The organism is Rhizobium sp. 42MFCr.1, from assembly GCF_000377185.1.
In the GTDB taxonomy this organism is placed as follows: Bacteria; Pseudomonadota; Alphaproteobacteria; order Rhizobiales; family Rhizobiaceae; genus Rhizobium; species Rhizobium altiplani.
Genome location: NZ_KB897819.1, coordinates 159128 through 184002, shown reverse-complemented (window position 1 = coordinate 184002; position 24875 = coordinate 159128). Strand labels below are relative to the sequence as shown.

The 24875-nt window shown below is 61.9% G+C and carries 24 protein-coding genes; 20 read left to right on the top strand and 4 right to left on the bottom strand.

Features of this window, described 5'->3' with window-relative positions:
* The first annotated feature begins 35 nt into the window (after window positions 1-35).
* Entirely contained in the window at window positions 36-902 is an 867-nt protein-coding gene (locus C934_RS0103270) for an oxidoreductase (RefSeq protein ID WP_018855271.1), read from the top strand.
* A 59-nt stretch (window positions 903-961) separates the two neighbouring features.
* Here C934_RS0103270 and phnF read toward each other — a convergent pair whose 3' ends face one another.
* Window positions 962-1693, bottom strand: coding sequence for a phosphonate metabolism transcriptional regulator PhnF (gene phnF / locus C934_RS0103265; RefSeq protein ID WP_018855270.1), 732 nt, complete (start codon window positions 1691-1693; stop codon window positions 962-964).
* A 98-nt stretch (window positions 1694-1791) separates the two neighbouring features.
* Between phnF and phnG the strand changes: the two genes are divergently transcribed.
* The 9 genes from phnG to C934_RS0103220 all read left to right on the top strand — a co-directional run bounded on the left by phnG (window position 1792) and on the right by C934_RS0103220 (window position 8402).
* Window positions 1792-2259 carry a phosphonate C-P lyase system protein PhnG gene (phnG, locus tag C934_RS0103260; RefSeq protein ID WP_018855269.1) on the top strand — a complete coding sequence of 156 codons (468 nt, stop codon included), beginning with the start codon at window positions 1792-1794 and terminating at the stop codon, window positions 2257-2259.
* Window positions 2259-2882, top strand: coding sequence for a phosphonate C-P lyase system protein PhnH (phnH, locus tag C934_RS0103255; RefSeq protein ID WP_018855268.1), 624 nt, complete (start codon window positions 2259-2261; stop codon window positions 2880-2882). Before phnG ends, phnH begins: the two co-directional genes overlap by 1 nt.
* A 3-nt stretch (window positions 2883-2885) precedes the next feature.
* Window positions 2886-3995: a carbon-phosphorus lyase complex subunit PhnI gene (locus tag C934_RS0103250; RefSeq protein ID WP_018855267.1), complete on the top strand. Its 1110-nt coding sequence runs from the start codon at window positions 2886-2888 to the stop codon at window positions 3993-3995.
* Window positions 3992-4873, top strand: coding sequence for an alpha-D-ribose 1-methylphosphonate 5-phosphate C-P-lyase PhnJ (locus C934_RS0103245; RefSeq protein ID WP_018855266.1), 882 nt, complete (start codon window positions 3992-3994; stop codon window positions 4871-4873). Before C934_RS0103250 ends, C934_RS0103245 begins: the two co-directional genes overlap by 4 nt.
* On the top strand, window positions 4870-5646 hold the full coding sequence (gene phnK, locus C934_RS0103240; RefSeq protein ID WP_018855265.1) for a phosphonate C-P lyase system protein PhnK: 777 nt from the start codon (window positions 4870-4872) through the stop codon (window positions 5644-5646). The genes C934_RS0103245 and phnK overlap by 4 nt, the downstream gene beginning before the upstream one ends.
* 64 nt (window positions 5647-5710) lie before the next feature.
* A complete protein-coding gene (gene phnL / locus C934_RS0103235) occupies window positions 5711-6421 on the top strand; it encodes a phosphonate C-P lyase system protein PhnL (RefSeq protein ID WP_018855264.1) in 711 nt (236 codons plus the stop codon).
* On the top strand, window positions 6418-7035 hold the full coding sequence (locus C934_RS0103230) for a DapH/DapD/GlmU-related protein (protein ID WP_018855263.1): 618 nt from the start codon (window positions 6418-6420) through the stop codon (window positions 7033-7035). The genes phnL and C934_RS0103230 overlap by 4 nt, the downstream gene beginning before the upstream one ends.
* Window positions 7036-7391: 356 nt before the next feature.
* On the top strand, window positions 7392-7793 hold the full coding sequence (locus C934_RS0103225; protein WP_018116731.1) for a hypothetical protein: 402 nt from the start codon (window positions 7392-7394) through the stop codon (window positions 7791-7793).
* A 78-nt stretch (window positions 7794-7871) separates the two neighbouring features.
* Window positions 7872-8402 (top strand): ribonuclease H family protein, encoded by a 531-nt coding sequence (locus C934_RS0103220; RefSeq protein ID WP_018855262.1) that lies wholly within the window; start codon window positions 7872-7874, stop codon window positions 8400-8402.
* A 153-nt stretch (window positions 8403-8555) separates the two neighbouring features.
* Here the strand turns inward: C934_RS0103220 and C934_RS0103215 are convergent, their stop codons facing one another.
* Window positions 8556-8768: a hypothetical protein gene (locus C934_RS0103215; protein ID WP_016552344.1), complete on the bottom strand. Its 213-nt coding sequence runs from the start codon at window positions 8766-8768 to the stop codon at window positions 8556-8558.
* A gap of 262 nt (window positions 8769-9030) precedes the next feature.
* On the opposite strand from C934_RS0103215, the gene phnC reads away from it, so the two are divergent.
* From phnC to C934_RS0103175, 8 genes are all read left to right on the top strand, one after another.
* Entirely contained in the window at window positions 9031-9876 is an 846-nt protein-coding gene (gene phnC, locus C934_RS0103210) for a phosphonate ABC transporter ATP-binding protein (RefSeq protein ID WP_018116733.1), read from the top strand.
* Window positions 9877-9964: 88 nt separating this feature from the next.
* A complete protein-coding gene (phnD, locus tag C934_RS0103205) occupies window positions 9965-10870 on the top strand; it encodes a phosphonate ABC transporter substrate-binding protein (protein WP_018855261.1) in 906 nt (301 codons plus the stop codon).
* Window positions 10871-10940: 70 nt separating this feature from the next.
* A complete protein-coding gene (gene phnE / locus C934_RS0103200) occupies window positions 10941-11912 on the top strand; it encodes a phosphonate ABC transporter, permease protein PhnE (protein WP_018855260.1) in 972 nt (323 codons plus the stop codon).
* An 8-nt stretch (window positions 11913-11920) separates the two neighbouring features.
* Window positions 11921-13261, top strand: coding sequence for a phosphonate ABC transporter, permease protein PhnE (gene phnE, locus C934_RS0103195; protein ID WP_018855259.1), 1341 nt, complete (start codon window positions 11921-11923; stop codon window positions 13259-13261).
* Window positions 13262-13392: 131 nt separating this feature from the next.
* Window positions 13393-14088 (top strand): DUF1045 domain-containing protein, encoded by a 696-nt coding sequence (locus C934_RS0103190; RefSeq protein WP_018855258.1) that lies wholly within the window; start codon window positions 13393-13395, stop codon window positions 14086-14088.
* Window positions 14089-14101: 13 nt separating this feature from the next.
* Window positions 14102-15241, top strand: coding sequence for an alpha-D-ribose 1-methylphosphonate 5-triphosphate diphosphatase (locus C934_RS0103185; protein WP_018855257.1), 1140 nt, complete (start codon window positions 14102-14104; stop codon window positions 15239-15241).
* Window positions 15238-15837: a phosphonate metabolism protein/1,5-bisphosphokinase (PRPP-forming) PhnN gene (gene phnN, locus C934_RS0103180; protein ID WP_018855256.1), complete on the top strand. Its 600-nt coding sequence runs from the start codon at window positions 15238-15240 to the stop codon at window positions 15835-15837. The genes C934_RS0103185 and phnN overlap by 4 nt, the downstream gene beginning before the upstream one ends.
* A gap of 14 nt (window positions 15838-15851) precedes the next feature.
* Window positions 15852-16361 (top strand): GrpB family protein, encoded by a 510-nt coding sequence (locus tag C934_RS0103175; protein ID WP_018855255.1) that lies wholly within the window; start codon window positions 15852-15854, stop codon window positions 16359-16361.
* A gap of 434 nt (window positions 16362-16795) precedes the next feature.
* Here the strand turns inward: C934_RS0103175 and C934_RS0103165 are convergent, their stop codons facing one another.
* Both C934_RS0103165 and polA read right to left on the bottom strand, forming a co-directional pair.
* On the bottom strand, window positions 16796-19144 hold the full coding sequence (locus C934_RS0103165; RefSeq protein WP_018855253.1) for a DNA translocase FtsK: 2349 nt from the start codon (window positions 19142-19144) through the stop codon (window positions 16796-16798).
* A gap of 172 nt (window positions 19145-19316) precedes the next feature.
* Window positions 19317-22316, bottom strand: a complete 3000-nt coding sequence (gene polA, locus C934_RS0103160) for a DNA polymerase I (protein WP_018855252.1) — start codon at window positions 22314-22316, stop codon at window positions 19317-19319.
* Between the two features lie 422 nt (window positions 22317-22738).
* Here polA and C934_RS0103155 point away from each other — a divergent pair, with 422 nt between their 5' ends.
* Complete coding sequence (locus C934_RS0103155) at window positions 22739-23155, top strand: MarR family winged helix-turn-helix transcriptional regulator (protein WP_016552356.1); 417 nt, start codon at window positions 22739-22741, stop codon at window positions 23153-23155.
* A gap of 204 nt (window positions 23156-23359) precedes the next feature.
* Complete coding sequence (locus C934_RS0103150) at window positions 23360-24748, top strand: M20/M25/M40 family metallo-hydrolase (protein ID WP_018855251.1); 1389 nt, start codon at window positions 23360-23362, stop codon at window positions 24746-24748.
* Window positions 24749-24875 lie beyond the last annotated feature (127 nt).

Genomic DNA, 24875 nt, shown 5'->3' with positions numbered 1-24875 from the left:
CCTATATCCCTCGTGACGGATCAAGGAGGTTTCTGATGTCACAGGTTTGGTTGATTACAGGCAGTTCCCGCGGCCTCGGCAGGGCGCTTGCGGAGGCGGTGCTGGCGGCAGGGCACAAGCTGGTCGCGACAGCGCGCGATCCTTCGCAGCTTGAAGACATTAAAGAGCGCTATGGGGACAACGTCCTGACGATATCTTTGGATGTCACCGACGAACAATCGGCTGCTTCCGCCGTGAAGACGGCGGTAGAAACGTTCGGCCGCCTCGACGTGCTCGTCAACAATGCGGGCTACGGCGACGTCGGATCGATCGAGGACACCAGCCTTGCCGATTTCCGCGCCCAGATCGAAACCAACCTGTTCGGAACGATCACCGTCACCAAGGCGGCCCTGCCGCTGATGCGTGAGCAGGGCTTCGGCCACATCATCCAGTTTTCTTCCGTCGGCGGCCGCATCGGCCCCGCCGGTCGCGCGCCCTATGCCGCGGCCAAGTGGGGCGTCGAGGGTTTCTCGGAAGTTCTCAGCAGAGAGGTTGGCCCGCTCGGCGTCAAGGTAACGATCATCGAGCCGGGCGGCTTCCGGACCGATTTCGCCGGTGCGTCCACGCAACTTCGCGAGGGTCGCCCGGAATACGAAGACACGGTCGGCAAGATGGCTCGCTACCAGCGCGACTATAACGGCAAGCAGCCGGGCGACCCGGCGAAGGCGGCTGCTGCTGTGGTCTACATCGCCAGCCTCGCCGAACCGCCGCTGCGCTTACTGCTAGGCAGCGATGCGGTGCGCGGCGTCGAACAGAACGATGCCGTCAGGGCGGAGGCCCATCGGCAATGGCGCGACCTCAGCGTCTCCACCGATTTCGAACCCGGGGCGGGTGCGGGAAAGTTCCCTTGGGAGGGAAAATAGCCTTTTCGCTCGCGGGCTATGGCAGAAATCCCTGGGTCCCCGACACGACTCGCCTTCGCTTAGTTCTCGATCGTGAACTGCACGCGATCCGCTGAAAACCGCGTGATCGCGTATTGCACCGGAACGCCCTCGAGATCGGTGTTGACAGCCTTGGTGATGAGCACGATCGCTCCCGGTGTCAGTTCGAGCGCGGCAAGGTCGGCGGCATCGGCATGGGCGGCGGTGATCTCCGTCGTCGCGCGGACATAGTCGGAGAGGCCGAGGTCGGCAAAGGCGCGGGTGATCGATTCCGTCTTCTCGTAGACTGCGGGCAAGCCCGCAAAGCGTTCCGCCGGAAACCAAGCCGTTGCGCACGAGACCGGCCGGTCGTCGGCCTTGCGCACCGTCTCCATGCGGATCACGGGCGCCCCCGCCCGCAGCTTCAGCCAGCGCGCCACCTCTTCGTCCGCTCTTTCCTCTCTGTGACTGAGCAGCAGCCCGCGCATCGCGCGCGCCTGCTCGCCGATCCCGGCCGTGAACCGCGTCCGCCTGGTGATCGGAAAGTTCAGACGCTCCTTGCGCTCAATCAGCGTGCCGCGTCCCTGCACGGCGCGCACGATCCCTTCCTGGGCAAGGGCTGCGATCGCGCTTCTGACCGTATGCCTGTTGACGCCGAACTGCTGCGCCAGAAGCGTCTCGGCCGGCACCATGCCGGTCTCGTCATAGGCACCGGCGCTGATCGCCTGGCGGATACGATCGGCGATCTGCCGCCAGAGCGCCACGCCCGTCTGTCTTTGTACCTGCCCAGCCATTTCGCTCCTCGATGTCACACGCTTGTCACGTCCGCGTTTTAAGCCTAAACATATCTTGTATAGTTGTCTATATCAATAGACATTTAAAGGATGTGGCGATGACCTTAGCGGAAAAGAATGAGACGGCGGCAGGTGGGCGCAAGCGTGTCGTCGACCTGCTTGCTCGCGCGGAACGGCAGGAATTGCTGGCGGCATGGGACAAGCTGGCGGAAAAGCCTGCGGTCCAGCCGGTGCGTGGACCGGAAACGGGCCTCGTCATGATTCGCGGCCGGATGGGTGGCGGCGGTGCGCCATTCAACCTCGGCGAGGTAACGGTCACCCGCGCCACCGTGCGCCTCGCATCGGGCACCGTCGGTCACGCCCAGGCGCTCGGCACCGATCACGAGAAGGCCCGACTTTCAGCCATCTTCGACGCCCTCTGGCAGGAGCCGGTAACGCAGCCGCTTGTCGAGCAGGCGCTTCTTCAGCCGATCGCTTCCCGCGTCGCCGATGCCGATCGCCGCAAGGCCGACGAGACGGCGGCAACGCGCGTCGATTTCTTCACCATGGTTCGCGGAGACGACTGATGAGCCTCAAGACGGAAGTTCCTAAGAATGACGTATTGGCCGGAGGCTTCGCCGAGCCGGTCTTCCACGCCCAGAGCGTGTTCAAGCTGATGATGGATGCGATGGCGCGTCCGGGCACGATCCAGACGGTCGCCCCCGATGCTCTGCCGCCGGCCCCGCTCGGCGTTGCATCAGGCGCGATCGCCCTCACGCTCTGCGACCATGACACGCCCGTCTGGCTGTCATCAGGGCTGGCAAAATCCGCTGTGCCGCAATGGCTCGGCTTCTATACCGGTGCGCCGGTGACGCCGGAGAAGGCCGAAGCGCGTTTCGCCTTTGTCGAAGCCGGAACACCTCTGTCGTCGTTCGGTCTCTTCGCCGCAGGCACGCAGGAGTATCCGGACCGTTCGACGACCGTTGTCATCGAACTGGCGGATATCGAAGGCGGCCGCAAGCTGGCGCTCATGGGCCCCGGCATCAAGACGGTCACCGACATCGCGCCGCTTGGCCTGCCAGATACCTTCCTCCGCCTCTGGACGGAGAACCGCGCCGTCTTCCCGCGCGGCATCGACATCGTGCTGACCTCGGGCAGCCGGTTCGTCTGCCTGCCGCGCACCACCAAGATCACCGCGACGGAGATGTGACCCATGTATGTTGCTGTCAAAGGGGGCGAGGCCGCCATTGCCAACGCCCATCGCCTGCTGGCGGATCGCCGTCGCGGCGACCGTTCGTTGCCGGCTATCGGTATCGACCAGATCGTGGCGCAGCTGGCGCTGGCCGTCGACCGTGTCATGGCCGAAGCCTCGCTCTACGATCGCACGCTTGCAGCGCTTGCCGTCCGCCAGTCGCGCGGCGACATGATCGAAGCGATCTTCCTGCTTCGCGCCTATCGCACGACGCTACCGCGCTTCGGCTATAGCAAGCCTGTTGACACCGCCCGCATGAAGATCGAGCGTCGCGTCTCCGCCACCTACAAGGATCTGCCCGGCGGCCAGCTGCTCGGCCCGACCTTCGACTACACGCATCGCCTTCTCGACCCTTCGCTACTGACCGACGAAGCCGTCGAAGAACCGACGCTTCGCGAGGCAGAAACCGGCCGCGTCATGCGCGTTTCGGAAATCCTGGCGCAGGAAGGCCTGATCGAGGGCGATGGCGAAATGCCCGAGGATCACGAGATCGGCGACCTGACCCGCGAGCCGATGGAATTCCCGATGACGCGCGATCTGCGCCTTCAGGCGCTCGCCCGTGGCGACGAAGGTTTCCTGCTGGCGCTCGGTTATTCCACGCAGCGCGGTTACGGCCGCAACCATCCGTTCACCGGCGAGATCCGCATCGGTGAGGTCGACGTCGAATTCGACGTTCCCGAACTCGGCTTCGCCGTCTCGCTCGGCACCATCCAGGTGACGGAGTGCCAGATGGTTAACCAGTTCAAGGGTTCGTCCAAGGCGCCACCGCAGTTTACCCGCGGCTATGGCCTGGTCTTCGGCCAGAGCGAGCGCAAGGCGATGTCCATGTCGCTCGTCGATCGTGCGCTGCGCGCCGAAGAACTCGGCGAGGACATCACGGCTCCGGCACAGGACGAGGAATTCGTCATCTCGCATGCCGACAATGTGCAGTCGACCGGCTTCGTCGAACACCTGAAGTTGCCCCACTACGTCGACTTCCAGGCGGAACTCGATTTGGTTCGCCGCATGCGCAACGAATTCGAAGCCAACCGCATCGGCGGCGATGACACGATCAAGGAGGCTGCGGAATGACCGATCTAGCCAGCTACAATTTCGCTTACCTCGACGAACAGACGAAGCGCATGATCCGCCGCGCGATCTTGAAGGCGATCGCCATCCCCGGCTACCAGGTACCCTTCGCCTCGCGCGAAATGCCAATGCCGTACGGCTGGGGCACCGGCGGCGTGCAGGTCACGGCCTCGATCGTCGGGCCGGATGACGTGCTGAAGGTCATCGACCAGGGCGCCGACGATACGACCAACGCCGTCTCGATCCGCGCCTTCTTCCAGAAGGTCGCAAGCGTCGCAGTGACGACGCATACCAAGGATGCAACGATCATCCAGACCCGCCACCGTATCCCGGAAGAAAAGCTCGCCGCCAACCAGGTGCTGGTCTACCAGGTTCCGATCCCGGAACCGCTGCGCTTCCTCGAGCCGCGCGAGACCGAAACCCGCAAGATGCACGCGCTTGAGGAATACGGTCTCATGCATGTGAAGCTCTATGAGGACATCGCGCATAACGGCCGTATCTCCAAGACCTATGCCTATCCGGTCAAGGTCGCCGGCCGCTACGTCATGGACCCGTCGCCGACGCCGAAGTTCGACAATCCGAAAATGCACATGTCGGAGGCGCTGCAGCTCTTCGGGGCAGGGCGCGAGAAGCGTATCTATGCCGTTCCGCCCTATACCGAAGTCGTCAGCCTCGATTTCGACGACTATCCCTTCGAGATCCAGCGCTTCGGCAAGCCCTGTGCGCTCTGCGGCGCGGAAGAGGTCTATCTCGACGAGGTCATCCTCGATGACAAGGGCGGGCGCATGTTCGTCTGCTCCGACACTGACCATTGCGAAGATCGCCGCGCCCATGGGCATGCCGGCGAGATGTTGGCACCCAATCAGGAGGCCGCCGAATGAGCGACACCCCGCTTCTCAAAGTCAACGACGTCTCGAAGTTCTACGGCAACCGTATCGGCTGCCGGAAGGTCTCCTTCGAGCTCTGGCCCGGCGAAGTGCTCGCCATCGTCGGTGAATCCGGCTCAGGCAAGACGACGCTGCTCAATTGCATCTCGACGCGGTTGATGCCGACCGCCGGCAGCGTCGAATACCACATGCGCGACGGCGCCTATCGCGACCTCTACCGCATGAACGAGGCCGAGCGCCGCTTCCTGATGCGCACGGACTGGGGTTTCGTGCATCAGAATCCGGCTGACGGTCTGCGCATGACGGTGTCTGCGGGTGCCAATGTCGGCGAACGCCTGATGGCGATCGGCGACCGCCACTACGGCAACATCCGCTCCACAGCTATCGACTGGCTGCAGCGCGTCGAGATCGACGAAGGCCGTATCGATGACCAGCCGCGCGCCTTCTCCGGCGGCATGCGCCAGCGTCTGCAGATCGCCCGCAATCTGGTGACCGGCCCGCGTCTGGTGTTCATGGACGAGCCGACCGGCGGCCTCGACGTGTCGGTGCAGGCACGCTTGCTCGATCTCGTGCGTGGTCTCGTCAACGATCTAGGCCTTGCCGCGATCATCGTCACCCACGACCTCGCCGTCGCGCGCCTGCTGTCGCACCGCATGATGGTGATGAAGGATGGCCATGTCATCGAGCAGGGGCTGACCGATCGCGTCCTCGACGATCCGCGCGAGCCATACACGCAGCTCCTCGTTTCCTCCATCCTGCAGGTCTGATCGCGAATGCTGTTCGGACTCCGGCTACAGGTGTCCGTGGCAAGCGAAACTAAGGAAAGAAATCATGGCAACGCCACTCGTTGTTTCTGAAGTCGTCAAGAGCTTCACCATGCACCTGCGCGACGGCATCAAGCTGCCGGTCGTTTCGGACGTATCCTTTTCCGTCGCATCCGGGGAATGCGTGGTCCTCGGCGGCCCTTCGGGCATCGGCAAGAGCTCGCTCCTGAAGATGACCTATGGCAACTATGCCGTCGATAGCGGCCAGATCCTCATCAAGCATCATGACAAGATCGTCGATCTGGCGACCGCTGACCCGCGCACGATCATCGACGTTCGTCGCCACACACTCGGCTATGTCAGCCAGTTCCTGCGAACAGTGCCGCGTGTCGCGGCGATTGACGTTGTTGCCGAGCCGCTGGTCGCCCGCGGCGAGAAGGCGGAAACGGCGCGGGAGAAGGCGGCAAACCTTCTCTCGAAGCTGAACCTGCCGGAAGCGCTCTGGCAGCTCCCGCCCGCCACTTTCTCCGGCGGCGAGCAGCAGCGCGTCAACATCGCCCGCGGCTTCATCACCGAGCATACCGTCCTGCTCCTCGACGAGCCGACGGCCTCGCTCGACGCCAGGAACCGCGCCGTCGTCGTCGGCATGATCGAGGAAAAGAAGAAGGCGGGGGTCGCCCTTCTCGGCATCTTCCACGATGAGGAAGTGCGCGAGGCCGTCGCCGACCGCATTATCGACGTTCAGAAGTTCTCGCCGCGAAAGGCAATCGCCGCATGAGCCGCAGGATTGGCCTCGAGCCCTATTTCAATGAAACGGCATCCGTGAAGAACGCCACCTTCGGCCGCTTCACGGAGGTCTCGGAGCGTTGCCGCATCGAGGAAGTCGAGTTCGGCGACTATTCCTATGTCATGCAGGACGGCGCCATCTGGTGCGCGACGATCGGCAAGTTCGTCAACATCGCCGCCTCGGTGCGCATCAACGCCACCAACCACCCGACCTGGCGCGCAACGCTGCACCACTTCACCTATCGCGCCGCCGACTATTGGCCGGATGCCGATATGGAGACCGATTTCTTCGAATGGCGTCGCTCCAACCGCGTCGTCATCGGGCATGACGTCTGGATCGGCCACGGTGTGACCATCCTGCCCGGTGTTACGGTCGGCAATGGCGCGGTCATCGGCGCCGGTGCCGTCGTCTCCAAGGATGTTGCCCCTTACACCATCGTCGGCGGCGTCCCCGCCAGGCTGATCCGCGAACGCTTCCCGAAGGAGGTCGGCGAACGGATGGACAAGCTCGCCTGGTGGGATTGGGAGCACGACCGCCTGCGGGTCGCGCTGGCCGATTTCCGCGCGCTGAGCGCCGAAGATTTCCTCGCCCGCTACGAAGCATGATCGGGCGCCCCAGACTGGGGCGCTCATTCTGCCCGGAGCTTGACCGGCCCAAAATCGGCCGGCCGACCGCCGTTGCTCGCGGCACGCCTGGGTGCCTAAAACTTTGCAGCCGACGAAGCATCGGCTCACCCCATTGTCACAATAGTCGCGCCTGTCTCTGCTAAGAAAGAACAGGAGACGACCCCTGTTTGCCGCAAGGATAACCACGCGTCTTGGGCGTGGATGAGCTTGCGTGAATGCCAATTCCTGTAAGAATCGGAAACACATTGTGACTAAGTCTTTACAAAAGCTACCCTTTTCCGACTTGTCTCGTAAACCTACTTCATGGATATTAGACTGATCTTGAGGAAGTCATCATGATCAGAATGATTGAAGATCCGGCGGAATTGGCCGGCGAAGATATCACTGGTAAGTATATTCTGCGCAAGCTCAACTATCATTGGTTCGCCTACGGCAAGGCTGCGATCGTGACCGCCTGCAAGGGCACGATCCTGGAGCTTGATCGTGAGGAAACGGTCTATTCCGAGCATTGGGGCCGCCGCGCCTACACGGGAACCGGCAAGCGCTATCCGGGTGGTATCTGTCCGATATCGGCGGTCGCCTGCGTCTGCGATACGCCGGACGACGTAAATGCCGTCATCCAGCTCGATGTCGACGCGCAGGACGAGTTCTACCGGTTGATCGCCAAGACGGAAGCCAAGGTTCGCGCCCTTGCGTCTTCTTCAGAGAACACGGTGTTTCTGGCGGCTGCCGAATAGGTCTGGCGTTCCTGGTGGTTCGGTATAAGACCGAGCCTCCCGCGATCGGTCCTCGCGGATGGATGTCACAAGGCGCAAATGACCGACAACACCGACACTATTCTCCTTGCTGAAAATATTGGCTCCAGGCACGATCTCCACGTCTTCGCCGACGGTTGTTACGAACCCGATTCAGGGGAGGGCGGCTGGGCATTTGTGGTCTTTCGCGACGATGCCGAAGTCGCCTCCGGTTTTGGCTGCGTCAGGGACACCGCCAGCAATGCGACCGAACTGGTCGCGCTGCTCGAAGCGGTGGCGTGGATCAACAGCAATGCAGCGGGGGAAACAGCCGTCGTCTGGTCCGACTCCGTTTACGCCGTCAAAGGCTGCAATCACTGGCGCCACATCTGGAAGAACAACGGCTGGAAGAAGATAAGCGCCAACGCGAAGGTCCGAAGCCGCACCATCGCAAATCCGGATTTTTGGAAGGCGATAGACGCTCAACTCTCGCGCAATCGCCTGCTGACGATCGCCTGGTGCAAGGGCCATTCGGGCCTTGCCGGCAACGAGCGCGCGGATGAACTCGCCGAGCGCGGCCGCCTGTCACGGCGTGGCAAGGGTATCCGATGAAAGTTGACCCAAGTCGGCCCGCGCGCGGAAGTGCAGGTTTCCGATAGGCGCCGCCGGCACGGATATCGCTCGCAGCTGTCCGAAACGCCTTGAGGCCAGGTGGCTGCACGCGCCGCCGTCGCCGTTGCCGCAATCAACTCTTGGCTTCGGCCCTCACGCCCATGGGTTCTTCGCCAGCTGCCATTCACCGGTCTCGTCAGGTTCGACGCGCTTGTTGCCGCGGTAGAAGATCGGCAGTCCGGTCTTCTTGTCCATGGAAAAGCGGCTGGGCGTGAACTTCTCGTCCTCGTGTCCGCGGATGGCGAGAGCGAGGGCCTCTTTGAACTTCCCGTCTTTGCACAGGCTTTTGAAGAGTGTCTGGTCCATCGCTTTACTCCACTATCGTCGGGTCCCGGATTGCCTGCCATCGACTGGCGGTCCGGTCAACCGTCAATGGCGACAGGCCGGGGGTTGAAATCGCGAGGCGAGACGCCGACCGGCAGGCTCTTATCTTCAGGCAAACCGGCCGGGCTTCGTTATCCCCCAAAACTCGATTATGACAGTCCTTACATAAAACTGACATTGGAGCTTCATGAACCGGGACTAATGCACTCCCTCATATCGCATCTGGACTATGAGGAAGAGCATGATGTTCGAACTGAAGAATGTCACCCGCCGTTTCGGAAAGAAGACAGCTGTTGATTCCGTGACGCTCGACATTCCTCAGGGCCAGATGGTCGGCATTATCGGCCGTTCCGGCGCCGGTAAGTCCACGCTTCTGCGCATGATCAACCGTCTGCAGGAGCCGACGTCGGGCTCGATCCATTTCGCCGGCGTCGAGGTTTCCAGTCTCCGTGGCCAGGCGCTGCGCAACTGGCAGCGCGATTGCGCGATGATCTTCCAGCAGTTCAATCTCGTTCCGCGTCTCGACGTTCTGACCAACGTCATGCTCGGTCGTCTCAACCATCGTTCGACCACGATGAGCCTGCTCGGTCTTTTTAGCCGCGAAGAGCGCATCCACGCCATCGCTGCCCTTGAGCGTCTCGGCATCGAGCAGACGGCTTTGCAGATGGCCGGCACTCTGTCGGGCGGCCAGCAGCAGCGCGTGGCGATTGCCCGCGCCCTGATGCAGAACCCGAAGATGGTGCTCGCCGACGAGCCGATCGCCTCGCTCGACCCGCTCAATGCGAAGATTGTCATGGACGCGCTGCGCGATATCAACGAGCGCGAAGGCATCACCGTCATCACCAACCTTCATACGCTCGATACGGCCCGCAACTATTGCGAACGCATCGTCGGGATGGCCGCTGGCCGCGTCGTGTTCGATGGCAGGCCTTCCGAATTGACCGCCGATGCCGTCAAGCAGATCTACGGCACCGACAAGGATGGCGCCAGCATCGACGAGACGATGACCTCGACCTCGATCAACATTCCCGCGGCCGTTGCCGCCAATCAATCCGCCGGCTTGCAACCGCTGGCGCTGGCCGGTCTCTGAGAGGGGCGGCCTCGATCGTAAGCCCGCGTTATGGGCACCTTCTTCTAACCAGAGATCGCCGGGGACACCGGTCAATCAGGAGAGTACCATGTTGAAGAAAGCACTCTTTGCCGCGACGGCGCTGTTTGCGCTTGCCGGCGTCTCGCATGCCGCAGACCTCAAGGAATTCCGCGTCGGCATCCTCGGCGGCGAAAACGAAGCCGACCGCCTGCGCAACTACGCTTGCCTGGCTGACCACCTGAAGACCGAGTTCGGCTTCGAGAAGGTTTCGCTCTTCCCGGCTGCTGACTATGACGGCGTTATCCAGGGTCTGCTCGGCGGCACGCTCGACTTCGCGGAGCTCGGCGCTTCCGGCTACGCCGCCATCGCCATCAAGGACGACAAGGCCGTTACGCCGATCCTGACGACGGTTCAGAAGGACGGCTCGACGGGCTACCACTCGATCGGTCTCGCCCTGAAGTCCTCCGGCATCAAGGACATCAAGGACGCAAAGGGCAAGAAGCTCGGCTACGCCGATCCGGACTCCACCTCGGGCTACCTGATCCCGCTGACGCAGATCCCGAAGGACACTGGCATGCCGAACGACCAGTACTTCGCGTCCACGCAGTTCAACGGCGGCCACGAGAACAACCTTCTCGCCGCTTACGACGGCAAGGTCGACATCGCTGTTGATGACTCCTCGGGCATCGGCGATTTCAAGGACGGCTACACCTCCGGCACCTTCCGCAAGGCCGTCGACAAGGGCACCGTAGACCCGAACAAGCTGGTTGAAGTCTGGCGTTCGCCGCTGATCCCGAACGGCCCGCTCGTCGTTCGCAACGAACTCGGCGCTGATTGGCAGGCCAAGCTCACCGACTTCTTCATGAAGCTCCCGGAAAAGGATGCCAAGTGCTTCGCAGCCATCGAAGGCGGCGACTACCAGGGCTACACCAAGGTTCAGGCTGACTTCTACAACGCCATCATCGACGCTCGTAAGGCTGCCATCGGCGGTTGATCGATCCTGACAGTTGGAGGGCGGCCGTCACAAGCCGCCCTTTTTCCTGCGAAGAAAGCGGACACCCTTCATGACTTTTGCCGATCCCAACGCCCAAGCGCCCGCCGTCCAGCAAAGCGCAAGTGAAATCGGTGACGCCTGGAGCAAGATGGTGGCCCGCCGTCGCCTCTATACCGGTCTCGGGCTGGTGATCCTGCTGGCTGCCTTTGTCGCCTCGGTACGGTTCGCAGACGAAAGCAATGCCGGCCATTTCTTCGAACGCCTGCCGCATCTCTTCGATTTTCTGAGCTGGCTCATTCCCAAGGATTGGAATGACGTCTGGCGCGCCCTGTTCGATGTCGCAAGCCCGATCCAGAAGACCGGCGAGGAGTACAATTTCGCCGAGGGTCGCGTCTATGTCTGGGGCGATTTCTATATTCCCGAATATTTCCATTTGATGATCATCACGATCAACGTCGCGCTGGTCTCGACTCTCATCGGCTTCATCTTCGCCGTGCCGCTGAGCTTTCTCGTGGCCGGCAATCTGGCACCATCCAATCCGCTGCGCATCGTCGCCAAGCGTCTGACGGAATTCCTGCGTGCCTTCCCCGAGATCGTCATCGCCGGCCTGTTTTCGGCCATCCTATCGATCGGTCCGGTTGCCGCGATCATCGCGGTCAGCCTGCACACTATCGGGGCGCTCGGTAAACTCTTCTATGAGGTCGTCGAAAACATCGACATGAAGCCGGATGAAGGCATGAAAGCCGTCGGTGCCAGCTGGTCGGAGCGCGTCCGCTTCGCCGCGATGCCGCAGGTCATGCCGAACTTCGTCTCCTACGCACTGCTGCGCCTCGAGATCAACGTCCGCGCCTCCACCATCATCGGTGCCGTCGGCGGCGGCGGTATCGGCGAGGAGCTGAAGCTCTCCATCTCGCGTGGATTCGGCGCCAAGACGATGGCGCTCGTTCTCCTGCTTTTCATCACAATCGTTGCGGTCGACCAGTTCTCCGCATGGCTGCGCCGCCGCCTCGTCGGCGAGCACGCCTTCCTTTTGCAGCATTGAGGTCCGCCATGACGGTGATCGACGCCAACCGGATGCACGAGATCGAGCAGCGCTATCCGGAATATTTCAAGCGGTCCTTCAAGCAGCGCTTCGGCGGCCTGATGATCGTGATCGCGACTCTCGTCTATGCGCTTTACGCGACCTGGTTCTTCGACCTGCCGAAGCTGCTTGCCGAAGCTCACTGGGAGCGCGTCGGCCTCTATCTCAGCCAGTGGGTCAGCTATGACGTGCAGCCGGAGTTCCGCATCGGTGATGATGGTATCACGGTCAAGTATCCGCGCTTCTCGCCGCTCGGCGACGATCCGCATCCCGACTGGGTTGTGAACAATCCCGATGGCAGCGTCACAGCCTCCGTCATGGGCACAAGCCGCACAGTCACGATCTCCAGCAAGGAAACGGTTCTCACGGCTCATGGCATCAGCGTGCCGGTGGACGTCTCCAGCGGCGCCCCGAAGGTCGTCGGCCCGGTCCCTGCCTGGATGACGGTCTACGATGACAACGTCCTTGCCGATCTCGGATTTGCCGGCGATGTCAGCATCTCGGTCGATCGCGTGAAAGTCCGCAAGCGCTTCCTCGGTTGGGCGAATTTCGTCTTCGACACGCAGTCGCCGTTCTTCGACAAGCCGGCGACCGAGGTTATCAGCCTGATCGTTTCGGGTCCGGACCTGAAGCCCGGCCAGTCCAACCTGTCGCTTGCCTTCGATAATATCTGGCACAACAGCGCCTGGCAGCACGGCGACGTCTGGACCAAGCTGTTCCAGACCATCGTGATGGCCTTTTTGGGAACGCTGCTCGGCGCGTTGCTTGCTTTCCCGCTGGCCTTTCTGGCTGCGCGCAATATCACCCCGAACAAGGTCCTGAACCAGGTCCTGAAGCGGTTCTTTGATTTCCTGCGCTCGGTCGACATGTTGATCTGGGCGCTCTTTCTGACCCGCGCCTTCGGTCCCGGTCCCTTGGCCGGCTCCGGCGCGATTTTCCTCACGGAAACGGGCACGCTCGGCAAGCTCTATTCCGAGGGTCTGGAAAACGTCGACAACAAGCCGCGCGAAGGCATCAAGTCGACCGGTGCCTCCACCGTGCTCACCCATCGCTACGGCATCATCCCGCAGATCGTCCCGGTCTTCGTCAGCCAGACGCTCTACCAGTGGGAATCGAACGTACGCGGCGCAACGATCATCGGCGCGGTTGGCGCTGGCGGCATCGGTCTCAAGCTGTGGGAAGCGATGCGCACCAACGCGAACTGGGAAAACGTCGCCTACATGGTGCTGCTGATCCTGATCGTCGTGTTCCTGTTCGACATGGCGTCGAACGCCCTGCGTCACCGTCTGATGGGGACCAAGGCCTACTGAAAAAAGCGCGGGATCGTTCAGGACCATCATCATTCTGTCACGGAAATCTTTTAGCCGGAAGCCAGCTTGCGGTCGTGGTCAAATCACTGAAGACTGCGACCGCACTCCGAGCGATTCCCAGGATACGAGCCTTGCGCTACGCACTCTATTTCACACCGCCGAAGGATGACCCCTTGAACGGCACGGCCGCGCTCTGGCTCGGCCGCGATGCCTTCACCGGTGAAATTTATCCGGCTCCCGATTGTCCGGACCTGCCAGCCGCCGAGCAGTTCGAACTGACAGCCGATCCTCGCCGCTACGCTTTCCACGCGACGATCAAGGCACCGTTCCATCTGGCCGCCTCCGTCACCGAAAAGGACCTGATCCAGGTGGTCGAGGATTTCGCCGCCCGCACGTCCGCCTTCGACATTCCCGAGCTGGTGCTTGGGCAGTTGGGTAAATTCTTTGCGCTGGTGCCCGCTTTTCTGCATCCGCCGCTTCAGGATTTCGCCGCCACGGTGGTAAAATCCTTCGAACCGTTTCGCGCCGCGTTGTCGGATGCGGATATAGCGCGCCGCAACCCGGAGAAACTGAGCGAAAGCCAGAGGGCCAATCTGTTGCGCTGGGGCTATCCCTATGTGATGGATGATTTCGGGTTCCACATGACGCTGACCGGCCAGGTGCCGCAGGAGCGTGCAGGCGTGATGAAGGCCATTCTGGCGGAGCGTTTCGCCGCCTTTATCGGCCGCCCGCTCCCCATTAGCGGCCTTGCCGTTTTCGTCGAGGAGGCGCGGGGCGCGCCGTTCAAAGCCCATTCCTGGTGGCCGCTCGCCGGCGCTAAAAATTGAAAGACCATATTCGATGACCAAAGAAACAGTCTTCTCAAATGCCCGCATCGTTCTCGAGAATGAGATCGTTGAAGGATCGGTCCTCGTCCGCGATGGCAAGATCGCCGATATCTCGACGGGCAGTTCCCGCGTCGGTGAGGATTTCGAAGGCGATTATCTGATCCCGGGTCTCGTCGAACTGCACACCGACCATCTGGAAGGTCACTATTCGCCGCGCCCCGGCCTGCGTTGGCACAAGACGGCGGCAATCCAGGCGCACGACGCACAGATCGTCACCTCAGGCATCACCACGGTTTTCGACTGCCTGCGCATGGGCGCCGACGAGGACGGCGGCTTCGAACATGGCGAGATGCGCGAAATGGCCGATGCGATCCAGAAGGCCGAGCAGGAGGGCCGCCTGCGTGCAGAGCACCTGCTTCACCTGCGCTGCGAGGTCTCCGCCGACAACGTGCTGCAGCACTTCGCCGATTTCGAGAACGATCCCTATGTCCGTCTTGTCTCGCTGATGGACCACGCGCCCGGCCAGCGGCAGTTCCAGACGATGGATCAGTACATCTTCTACTACCAGAAGAAGCGCGGTCTCTCCGATGCGGAGTTCGCCAAGTTCGTTGATCGTCGCGTGTCCGAATCTGACCGCAATTCCACGCCGCACCGCACGGCCATTTCCAAGGTCTGCGCCGAGCGCGGCATCACCGTCGCCAGCCACGACGACGCGACGCTCGCCCATGTCGACGAAGCCATCGAGAACGGCGTACGCCTCGCCGAATTCCCGACCAGCTTCGACGCCGCCAAGGCGTCGCACGAGCATGGCATGAGCGTGCTGATGGGCGCCCCGAACATCGTGCGCGGCAAGTCGCATTCCGGCAATATCGCCGCCCGCGATCTCGCCGAACGCGGCGTGCTCGACGTTCTGTCCTCTGATTACGTCCCGCTCAGCCTGCTCTACGCACCCTTCCTGATTGCCGACGAGGTGGAGAGCATTTCGCTGCCGAAGGCGATCGCCATGGTCACCGCGACGCCAGCTCGCACGGTTAGCCTCAACGACCGCGGCCGCATCGCCACTGGCCTGCGCGCCGATCTCGTCCGCGTTTTCCGTGATCACGGCGTGCCGGTCACCCGTGCTGTTTGGCGTGAAGGGCGCCGTGTCGCATGAACCCGTCGCACGAACCTCACATCGTTCCAGGTACCGAGCACGGCATCATGGTCGTCGTCGTCGGCCCGAGTGGCGCCGGCAAGGACACGCTGATGGCGCTCGCCGCCAAGCACTTTCGGGGTCGTCCTGAGGTGCATTTCGTCCGACGCGTCATTACTCGCCACACCCATGCCGGCGGCGAGCAGCATCTCGCCGTGTCCGACCAGGGCTTTGCGTCGATGGAGCAGGCCGGGAGCTTCGCGGTCTGGTGGGAAGCGCACGGCTTGAAATATGGCATTCCAGCTGAAGTGTCGGTGTCGCTCGCGCAGGGAAATCTGGTCATCGCCAATGGCTCGCGCTCGGCGCTTCACCATTTCAAGGCTGTTTTCCCGCGGCTTAAGGTCATCAATGTGACGGCGACTGCCGAGGTTCTGGCAAGCCGACTCGAGGCGCGCGGTCGCGAGACGCATGAAGACATCATGGCGCGGCTCGCCCGCGGCCCGCTGACGGTGCGTGGCGACTACGACGTGACCGACGTCGATAACAGCGGCTCGCTTGAAGACGGCGAGCGCAGGATCGTGGATGCGCTGAACCGCTTCCTCACCGAAGTGGCTTAGGATCGGGAGGTACGATGGCAATCGTTGTCGTTCCTTACGACCCCGAGTGGCCACGGCTTTTCAACGAGGTCAAAGCAGAGCTGCAGCCGGTGCTATCCGACTTGGCACCGGTGTTTCATCATGTCGGCAGCACATCGGTTCCGGGCCTTGCCGCGAAGCCCAAGATCGATCTGCACGCTGCTTTCCGCAACGAGGATGGGTTGCTGACCGCGATCGAGCGGGTAAAAGGCCTCTCCGTCTACGCGTTTCACGGTGACAAATACAACGACCAGAGCTGGACCTTCACCTGCGGCAAGGGCTCCTATGGCGCGCGGCTCTATCTCTGTTCATCCGATAACCGTGTGCTCCGCGATCGCATCGTCTTCCGCGATTACTTGCGGGCGCATCCCCAGCGGGCGCAAGCATACGCGGCGCTGAAGCTTCGCCTGATGAGCGAGGCGAACGACGATTGGGCCTATTACACAGGCGGCAAGACCGACTTCGTACGCGAGACCTTACGTCTCGCGGCTGGCGAAGTGGACTGATGTCACGGCGCAATTTTGTTGTGCGTGGAAAAAATCGAACGAACTTTCAGTGATTTGGACGAACTGATCTTCCCCGTCGATCCCCGCGCCAACGATCTGGCGCACACTGATGACGTCATTGGACAGGGAGCCGGGTCGCGAGCCGGATCTGACAAAACGGGTTGAAAGTCCAGCGTTCGATGATGTTTGCAGGAGGAGGATCGCAGGCGTCAGGACCGGCGATCAACCGCAACGGAAAGGCCGAGAGACGCTCCTGTCGGCCTGGAAGCGCGGGGACCTCGATGCAATCGGGCAGGCGGTACCGCCTGACAATCCACATAGACCACAACCGCTGCCTGCCCATTCCCAGCCAGGCCAAGCCGTACCGGAGCATTCTCCGGCGCGGACATTACTGCTGGCAGCGGCACCCCTTGTGGGATGCCGCTGCCACTGCGTTATTCGCCTTCGCCGCGTCCAGCGACGATCTCGCGCTTGCCGACATGATTTGCCGGGCCGACGAGACCTTCCTTCTCCATGCGCTCGACGAGCGAAGCCGCACGGTTGTAGCCGATGCCGAGCCGGCGCTGGATGTAGGAGGTCGAGCACTTCTTGTCGCGCATCACGACCTTGACCGCCTGCTGGTAAAGCTCGTCGCCGTCTTCGGAGCCCATGGTGCTCTTGTCGAAGACTGCGCTGTCCTCTTCTTCCCCGTCCTCTTCTTCCTCGTCAGCGGTGACGGTGTCGAGATATTCCGGCCGACCCTGCGTCTTCAGATGCGCGACGACCTTCTCGACTTCGGCATCGGAAACGAACGGTCCGTGCACGCGCGAAATCCGCCCGCCGCCCTGCATGTGCAGCATATCGCCCTGGCCGAGCAGTTGTTCCGCGCCCTGTTCGCCAAGAATAGTGCGGCTGTCGATCTTCGACGTCACCTGGAAGGAGATACGGGTCGGGAAGTTCGCCTTGATCGTGCCGGTGATGACGTCGACCGACGGGCGCTGCGTCGCCATGATCAGGTGGATACCGGCAGCACGCGCCATCTGCGCCAGGCGCTGGATCGCCCCTTCGATTTCCTTGCCGGCGACCATCATCAGGTCGGCCATTTCGTCAACGATGACGACGATATAGGGCATCGGCGTCAGGTCCATCTCCTGGCTCTCCTCGATCGGAGCGCCCGTGCTTCTGTCGAAGCCGGTCTGGACCATGACATGGATGGTCTCGCCCTTGTCGCGCGCCTGCGCCACGCGGCTGTTGTAGCCGTCGATGTTGCGCACGCCGAGGCGTGACATCTTGCGATACCGATCCTCCATCTCGCGCACCGCCCACTTCAGCGCCATGACGGCCTTCTTGGGGTCGGTGACGACGGGCGTCAAAAGGTGCGGGATGCCGTCATAGACGGAGAGTTCCAGCATCTTCGGATCGACCATGATCAGGCGGCACTGCTCGGGCGACATCCGGTAAAGCAGCGACAGGATCATGGTGTTGATGGCGACCGACTTACCCGAACCGGTGGTGCCGGCAACGAGCAGGTGGGGCATCTTTGCGAGCTCGGCGATGACGGGTTCGCCGCCGATCGTCTTGCCGAGGCCGAGCGCCAGCTTGTAGCCGCTCTTCTCGAAATCCTGGCTTTCGATCATCTCACGGAAGTAGACGGTCTCGCGCAGCGCGTTCGGCAATTCGATACCGATGACGTTGCGGCCGGGAACCACGGCGACACGCGCCGACAGGGCCGACATCGAGCGGGCAATATCGTCGGCGAGGCCGATGACGCGGGAAGACTTGACGCCCGGTGCCGGCTCGAACTCGTAAAGCGTGACAACAGGGCCGGGGCGGACATGGATGATCTCGCCCTTGATGCCGAAATCCTCGAGAACACTTTCCAGAAGGCCGGCATTCTGCTCCAGCGTCTCCTGCGACATGATCTCGCCGACACGTTCAGGCGGCTCCTGCAGCAGCGAATGAGACGGGAATTCGTAGCCTGAGGCATCGACCCTCGAGGCGACGACCTTCGGTGCGGTAAAACGCGGTGCCGGTGCGAGCGGCTGCGGCGCCAAAGCGCGAACTGGCAGCGGAGCGATAGGCTGCACTTTCGGCTCGACTTGCGCCGCTTCTTCCACGCGGCTGTGTTCGGTCGCGACCGGGTTTTGCGCGGCGCGGCCACGCGTCAAACCGGGAGAAGGCGCGACAGCGGCTGGGGTGACCGGCTGAGGCACCGAAGCTACGGCCATTGCGGGCTGTTGCCGACCAGGCCGCCACTCCATGACGCGGAACCGGCTGATGATCGATTCGGGGCTGACCTCTGCCTTCGGCAGGGAGACCGGCGGCAACAGGATCGGTTCGGCCGCCGCTTCCTCGAAGGCCATGACCTCCCAGAATGCGAAGTCCGAGATGGCAGCCAGTTCCGTGGCTGCGCGGACAACAGTGTGAGTCTCGGGCTCGACCGACATCAACGGCAATGCGGTGGCAGTCGGCTGCACCTCGATCGCCGGCGCGATCTCCGCTTCGTAGACCTCGACCGGAGCGTTCGCGACAACAGGTGCCTGCTGTTCCACGCTCGCGCCGATTTCCGTCGCAACGCGTTCCTGCAGCGCAAGCGGCGGCGTGCGAAAGGGCGGCGCCGGTACGCGCTTCGGATTGATCAGATTCTCGGGCGTGCGGGTGAACCGCACATTCGGAGCCAGTGAAAAATTGCTCTGCCAAATTGGTGCCGTAGGCTTCTCGCCTGCGTGTTCCTGCAGCTGTTCACCTTCGACTTCCGCGGAAATCTCCTCGGCCCCTGTCAGATTGGTTCTCGGAAAGCGCATACGACCGCTACTCACTCATGATTAGCAACTAATATCGGCTTTCGAATTAGGAAATGAAGGTTAATAAGTTCCTTCCATCCGCGCGGTCATTCGGCGAAAAACAAAAGGAAAAGCATTTTATATCAATGTCTTGGAAGGCAATTAAAATTTTAATGAATTTTCGACGAAGCGCTCAGTGCGCTTCGTCCCAGTTGGTGGCCGAACGCGCGTCGACTCTCAGCGGCACCCGCATTTCGAGCGCCGGCATGGTGGCGTTCTCCATCACCGAAACGATGATCGGCGTCGCCTTTTCGACGTCTGCGTCCTCGACTTCGAAGATCAGTTCGTCGTGCACCTGTAGGAGCATGCGCACGCGGTCGCCAAGCCCTGCTTCGGCCAGCGCCGGCTCCATCTTGATCATGGCCCGGCGAATGATATCGGCGGCTGATCCCTGGATCGGCGCGTTGATCGCGGCGCGCTCGTTGAAGGCGCGAACCGACGGGTTGGACGAGCGAATCTCCGGATAGTTGATTCGCCGCCCGAAGATCGTTTCGACGTAACCCTTGTCACGCGCCATCTGCTTGCGGCTGTCCATGTAGTCGCGGATGCCGGGGAAGCGCTCGAAATACTTCTTGATGTAGTCGCCCGCTTCCGAGCGCTCGATCGAGAGCTGATTGGCAAGGCCGAAGGCTGAGATACCGTAGATGATGCCGAAGTTGATGGCCTTGGCGCGACGTCGCACTTCTGACGGCATGCCCTCGACAGGCACGCCGAACATCTCCGATGCGGTCATCGCATGAATGTCGACGCCGTCGGCGAAGGCCTGCGTCAGCTGCGGAATCTCGGCGACGTGGGCGAGCACGCGCAGCTCGATCTGGCTGTAGTCGGCCGAAATCAGCTTATGGCCCGGCGACGAGATGAAGGCCGTACGGATCTTGCGGCCTTCCGCCGTCCGAACCGGAATGTTTTGCAGGTTTGGTTCCGAGGAGGACAGGCGACCTGTCGTCGTCGAGGCCAGCGAATACGAGGTGTGAACCCGCTTCGTCTGGGGGTGCACGTATCCCGGCAGCGCATCCGTGTAGGTGGACTTGAGCTTGGTCAGCTGGCGCCAGTCGACGATCTTGCGCGGCAGTTCGAAGCCCGCGGCGGCGAGGTCTTCGAGAACGCTTGCCGAGGTCGACCATTGGCCGGTCTTCGTCTTCGTACCGCCGGCAAGTCCCATCTTGCCGAACAGGATGTCGCCCAGCTGCTTCGGCGAGCCGATGGTAAAGCGACCGCCTGCAAGCTTGAAAATTTCGTCCTCGAGTGCCGCGGCGCCTTGTGCGAGATCTCCGGACAGGCGCGAGAGGATCTGCCTGTCGACGGTGATGCCGCGTTCTTCCATGTGTGCCAGGACCGGAAGCAAGGGCCGCTCGAGGCGTTCGTAAACCGTGGTTAGCTTCTCGGCGGCAAGGCGCGGTTTCAGCACCAGCCAGAGCCTGAGCGTGATCTCCGCATCCTCGGCGGCGTAGTGCGTCGCGCGATCGATATCGACGAGGTCGAATGTAACGTTCGACTTACCGCTGCCGGCCACGTCCTTGTAGGCGATCGGCGTGTGGCCGAGGAACTTCTCCGACAACGGGTCCATGCCGTGCGCGCCGGTGCCTGCGTCGAGCACGTAGGAGATCAGCATCGTATCGTCGAAATTCTTGGTTTCGACCCCGTAGCGCTTCATCAGCAGGTAGTCGTATTTGAGGTTCTGGGCGACCTTCAGGATCGACTCGTCTTCCAGCAGTGCCTTCAGCCGGGGCAGGGCATCTCGCATCGGGATCTGGTTGTCCGCAAGCCCGCCGCCGAGCAGATCGCCGACGCCCGTCTTGTGGGCGATCGGGACGTAGGCGGCGCGAATGCTGGTGCCGGTGGCGTTCCTGTCGTTGTCGGCAATCGCCATCGAGAAGCCGACGAGCTCCGCCTGCATCGCATCGAGCGACGTGGTCTCGGTGTCGAAGCCAACCAGTCCGGTTTCGCGCGCATCGGCAATCCATTTGTCGAGCGTCGCGATGTCGCGAATGGTGACATAGCGCGAGTGGTCGAAGGGCAGGGAGGCAAAGGCCTCGGCGCGCGCCTTGGCAAGATCGCCCGGCCGGAAGGTACCCTCGCGACCATTCGCGCCGTTCGCCTTTGCCGGAACGGGCACGGCCTCGCCGGCAACGTCGGGAATGCCGCCGGCAACCGGCTCGGGCTTTGCGGCGTCGAGATCCGGCCCGCGCGCTGCCGCACCCCACTGGACCGGAACATCCACGGCTTCGATCGCGCTGGCATCGCAATCGCAAGCCTCGGCCACGCGCCGCGTCAGCGAGGTAAACTGCATTGCCTTCAAGAAGCCGATCAGCTTCGGTCCGTTCTGCGGCTCAAGGATCAGGTCTTCGACCTTGAGTTCAAGCGGAACATCGGTGCGCAGCCGCACGAGCTCGCGCGACAGGCGGGCCTTGTCGGCATTCTCGATGATCGTCTGCCGGCGCTTCTCCTGCTTGATCTCGGTCGCGCGTTCGAGAAGCGTGTCGAGATCGCCGTAGTCGGCAAGCAGTTGCGCCGCCGTCTTCGGGCCGATGCCGGGGATGCCAGGCACGTTGTCGACCGAGTCGCCGGTCATCGCCTGGAGATCGATCATCTTCTCGGGTGGAACGCCCCACTTCTCGATGACATCAGGAATGCCGATCTGCTTGTCCTTCATGCTGTCGTACATGTGGACGTTGGTCGTCACCAGCTGCATCAGATCCTTGTCCGAAGACACGATCGTCACGTCGGCGCCGAGCGCCTCGGCCTGGCGAGCATAGCTTGCAATGATGTCGTCGGCCTCGAAGCCCTCCGTTTCGATGCACGGGAGGTTGAAGGCCCGTGTGGCATGACGGATGAGACCGAACTGAGGGATGAGTTCGTCGGGCGGTGTCGAGCGGTTCGCCTTGTAGGCGTCGTAGAGATCCTTGCGGAACGTCTTTGCCGAATAGTCGAAGATGACGGCCAGATGCGTCGGGGTCGCGCCAACCGATGTGTCGCGCGCATCGGTCAGGAGTTTCCACAGCATGTTGCAGAAACCCGACACGGCGCCCACCGGCAAACCGTCGGATTTGCGGGTCAAAGGGGGAAGTGCGTGAAAGGCTCGAAAGATAAAACCGGAGCCGTCGATTAGGAAGAGATGATCGCCTTTTTTCATGGCGTCATGGATAGCGCGGCGACCTTGGAAGGTCCATATAAAGTTCCGAGGGTGAAAAGTTTCTGGCTCACCAAAGTGTTACTAATTTGTAATAGTCAATCCTCGGCTTTCCCTTGAAAAGCCACATTCCCGATCACAAATGATTACTACCGGCGTTTGATCGTGTTTGATCGCGTCGAGGGTCTGATAGCTGGCTTGTCCCCCGCCGCTTCGGACTTGGACAAAGGCCTTATCCCCTCTCCGGGCCTTTGTCCCCATTTTAAAGCCGCCATAGCCAGACCTCCAGGCTATGGCGGCTTTGTTTTGCTGCTCTATCTTTCGAACATAGCCTGCGATGAAGCATTTGTGATGCGTCGTATGCGATTTGTTGCATTGTTTCATCGAGTTTTCTGCGACTAATTGAGAAGATGGGAATTAATCGAATGGACTCGGGAGCTTACCTTGCCAGCCAGCTGGCCAAGGGCTTCGCTCGTTCGCTCCAGCAGCGCGCGGCGCGGCTCGGCTTTTCGCCCGGGCAATTCCCCGTTCTTCTCGAACTCTGGGCCGAGGACGGGCTGACGCAGAAGCAGTTGCTGGCCCGCGTCGACATCGAACAGGCGACGATGGCGAACACGCTTGCGCGCATGGCGCGCGACGGGTTGATCGATCGTCGTCCGCATCCGTCCGACAAGCGCGCGCAGCTGATCTTTCTCACGGACAAGGCCAAAGGCATGGAAGACGACGCCATCGAGGCGGCGCGTGAAGCGGACCTGGCCCTGTTTCAGGGCTTCAAGAGCTTCGAGCGCGAACTGACGCTCGAGTACATCCGCCGCCTGCTCGACAATGCCAAGAAGCTGTAATCGACACTGTTCCGCCGCCGTTATGGTCGAACTCCTCCGCATGCGCTGAAAAGAACTCTCGCCCGCCGCCAGCTATTCGTGCTCTCGTCCCCCGGGTGTGTCTGACGCGCCCATCTCTCGCCATTGGCTCCCTGCCTGCTTTTTCGTCTCGAAAGCGACCGGCCTTTGGTCTATCGTCCCGCCGAATTTCAAAAGGAGTCGAAAATGACTGACGTAATGCCGGTGCTGTCGCGTGCGGACCAGAATTTGACATCGAGCCTCGACAAGCTGTTCGAGCTGTTGCGGATCAAGTCGATTTCCACCGACCCGGCCTACAAGGCCGAGTGCCGCAAGGCGGCTGAATGGCTGGTTTCCTATCTCGAGACCCTGGGTTTCGAGGCGTCCGTGCGTAACACGCCCGGCCACCCCATGGTCGTGGCCCATCACGCCGGCGCAAGCGCCGACGCCCCGCATGTGCTGTTCTACGGCCACTACGACGTGCAGCCAGTCGATCCGATCGAGCTCTGGGAGAATGATCCCTTCGAACCGTCGATCAAGGATGTCGGCAACGGCCGGAAGATCCTGACGGGCCGCGGCACCGCCGACGACAAAGGCCAGTTGATGACTTTCGTCGAGGCCTGCCGTGCCTACAAGGAAGTCAAGGGTGCACTGCCTTGCCGCATCACCATCCTCTTCGAAGGCGAAGAGGAATCGGGTTCGCCGTCGTTGAAGCCTTTTCTTGAGGCCAACGCCGCGGAATTGAAGGCGGACTATGCGCTCGTGTGTGACACCAGCATGTGGGATCGCGATACGCCGGCAATCGCAGCAGCCCTTCGTGGTCTTGTCGGCGAGGAAATCGTCGTGACGGCCGCCGACCGCGATCTGCATTCCGGCTTGTTCGGCGGTGCCGCGGCGAACCCGATCCATATCCTGACTGCCGCGCTTGCCGGACTGCACGATGACACCGGCCGCATCACCCTTGAAGGCTTCTACGACGGCGTCGAGGAAACGCCTGCCAATATCAAGGCATCCTGGGAAACGCTCGGCAAAACGGCGGAAACCTTCCTGGGCGAGGTCGGCCTGTCGATCCCGTCGGGCGAAAAGGACCGGTCGGTTCTCGAGCTCACATGGGCGCGTCCGACCGCCGAGATCAACGGCATCTGGGGCGGCTACACCGGTGAGGGCTTCAAGACGGTGATCGCAGCCAAGGCTTCGGCCAAGGTTTCCTTCCGCCTCGTCGGGACCCAGGATCCGAACGCCATCCGCGAAAGCTTCCGCAGCTACGTCCGCTCGAAAATCCCGGCGGACTGCTCGGTCGACTTCCATCCGCATGGCGGTTCGCCGGCCATCCACCTCTCATATGATTCGCCGGTGCTGACGAAGGCCAAGAATGCGCTCTCCGACGAGTGGCCGAAACCGGCCGTGGTGATCGGCATGGGCGGATCGATCCCGATCGTCGGCGACTTCCAGAAGATGCTCGGCATGGAGTCGCTGCTTGTCGGCTTCGGTCTCAGCGATGATCGCATTCACTCGCCGAACGAGAAGTACGAACTCGCTTCCTACCACAAGGGCATCCGTTCTTGGATCCGCATCCTGGAAGCGTTGGCCAAATAGGCTGGAAAAGCGTTCGTCTTTGAACGCCAGAAAAACAAAAAGGCCGGAACGAGCCGGCCTTTCGTCATCCGCTTCACTTCGATGCCAGTACATCCGTGGTCAAGGAGGAAGCGAATGTTGCAGCCAG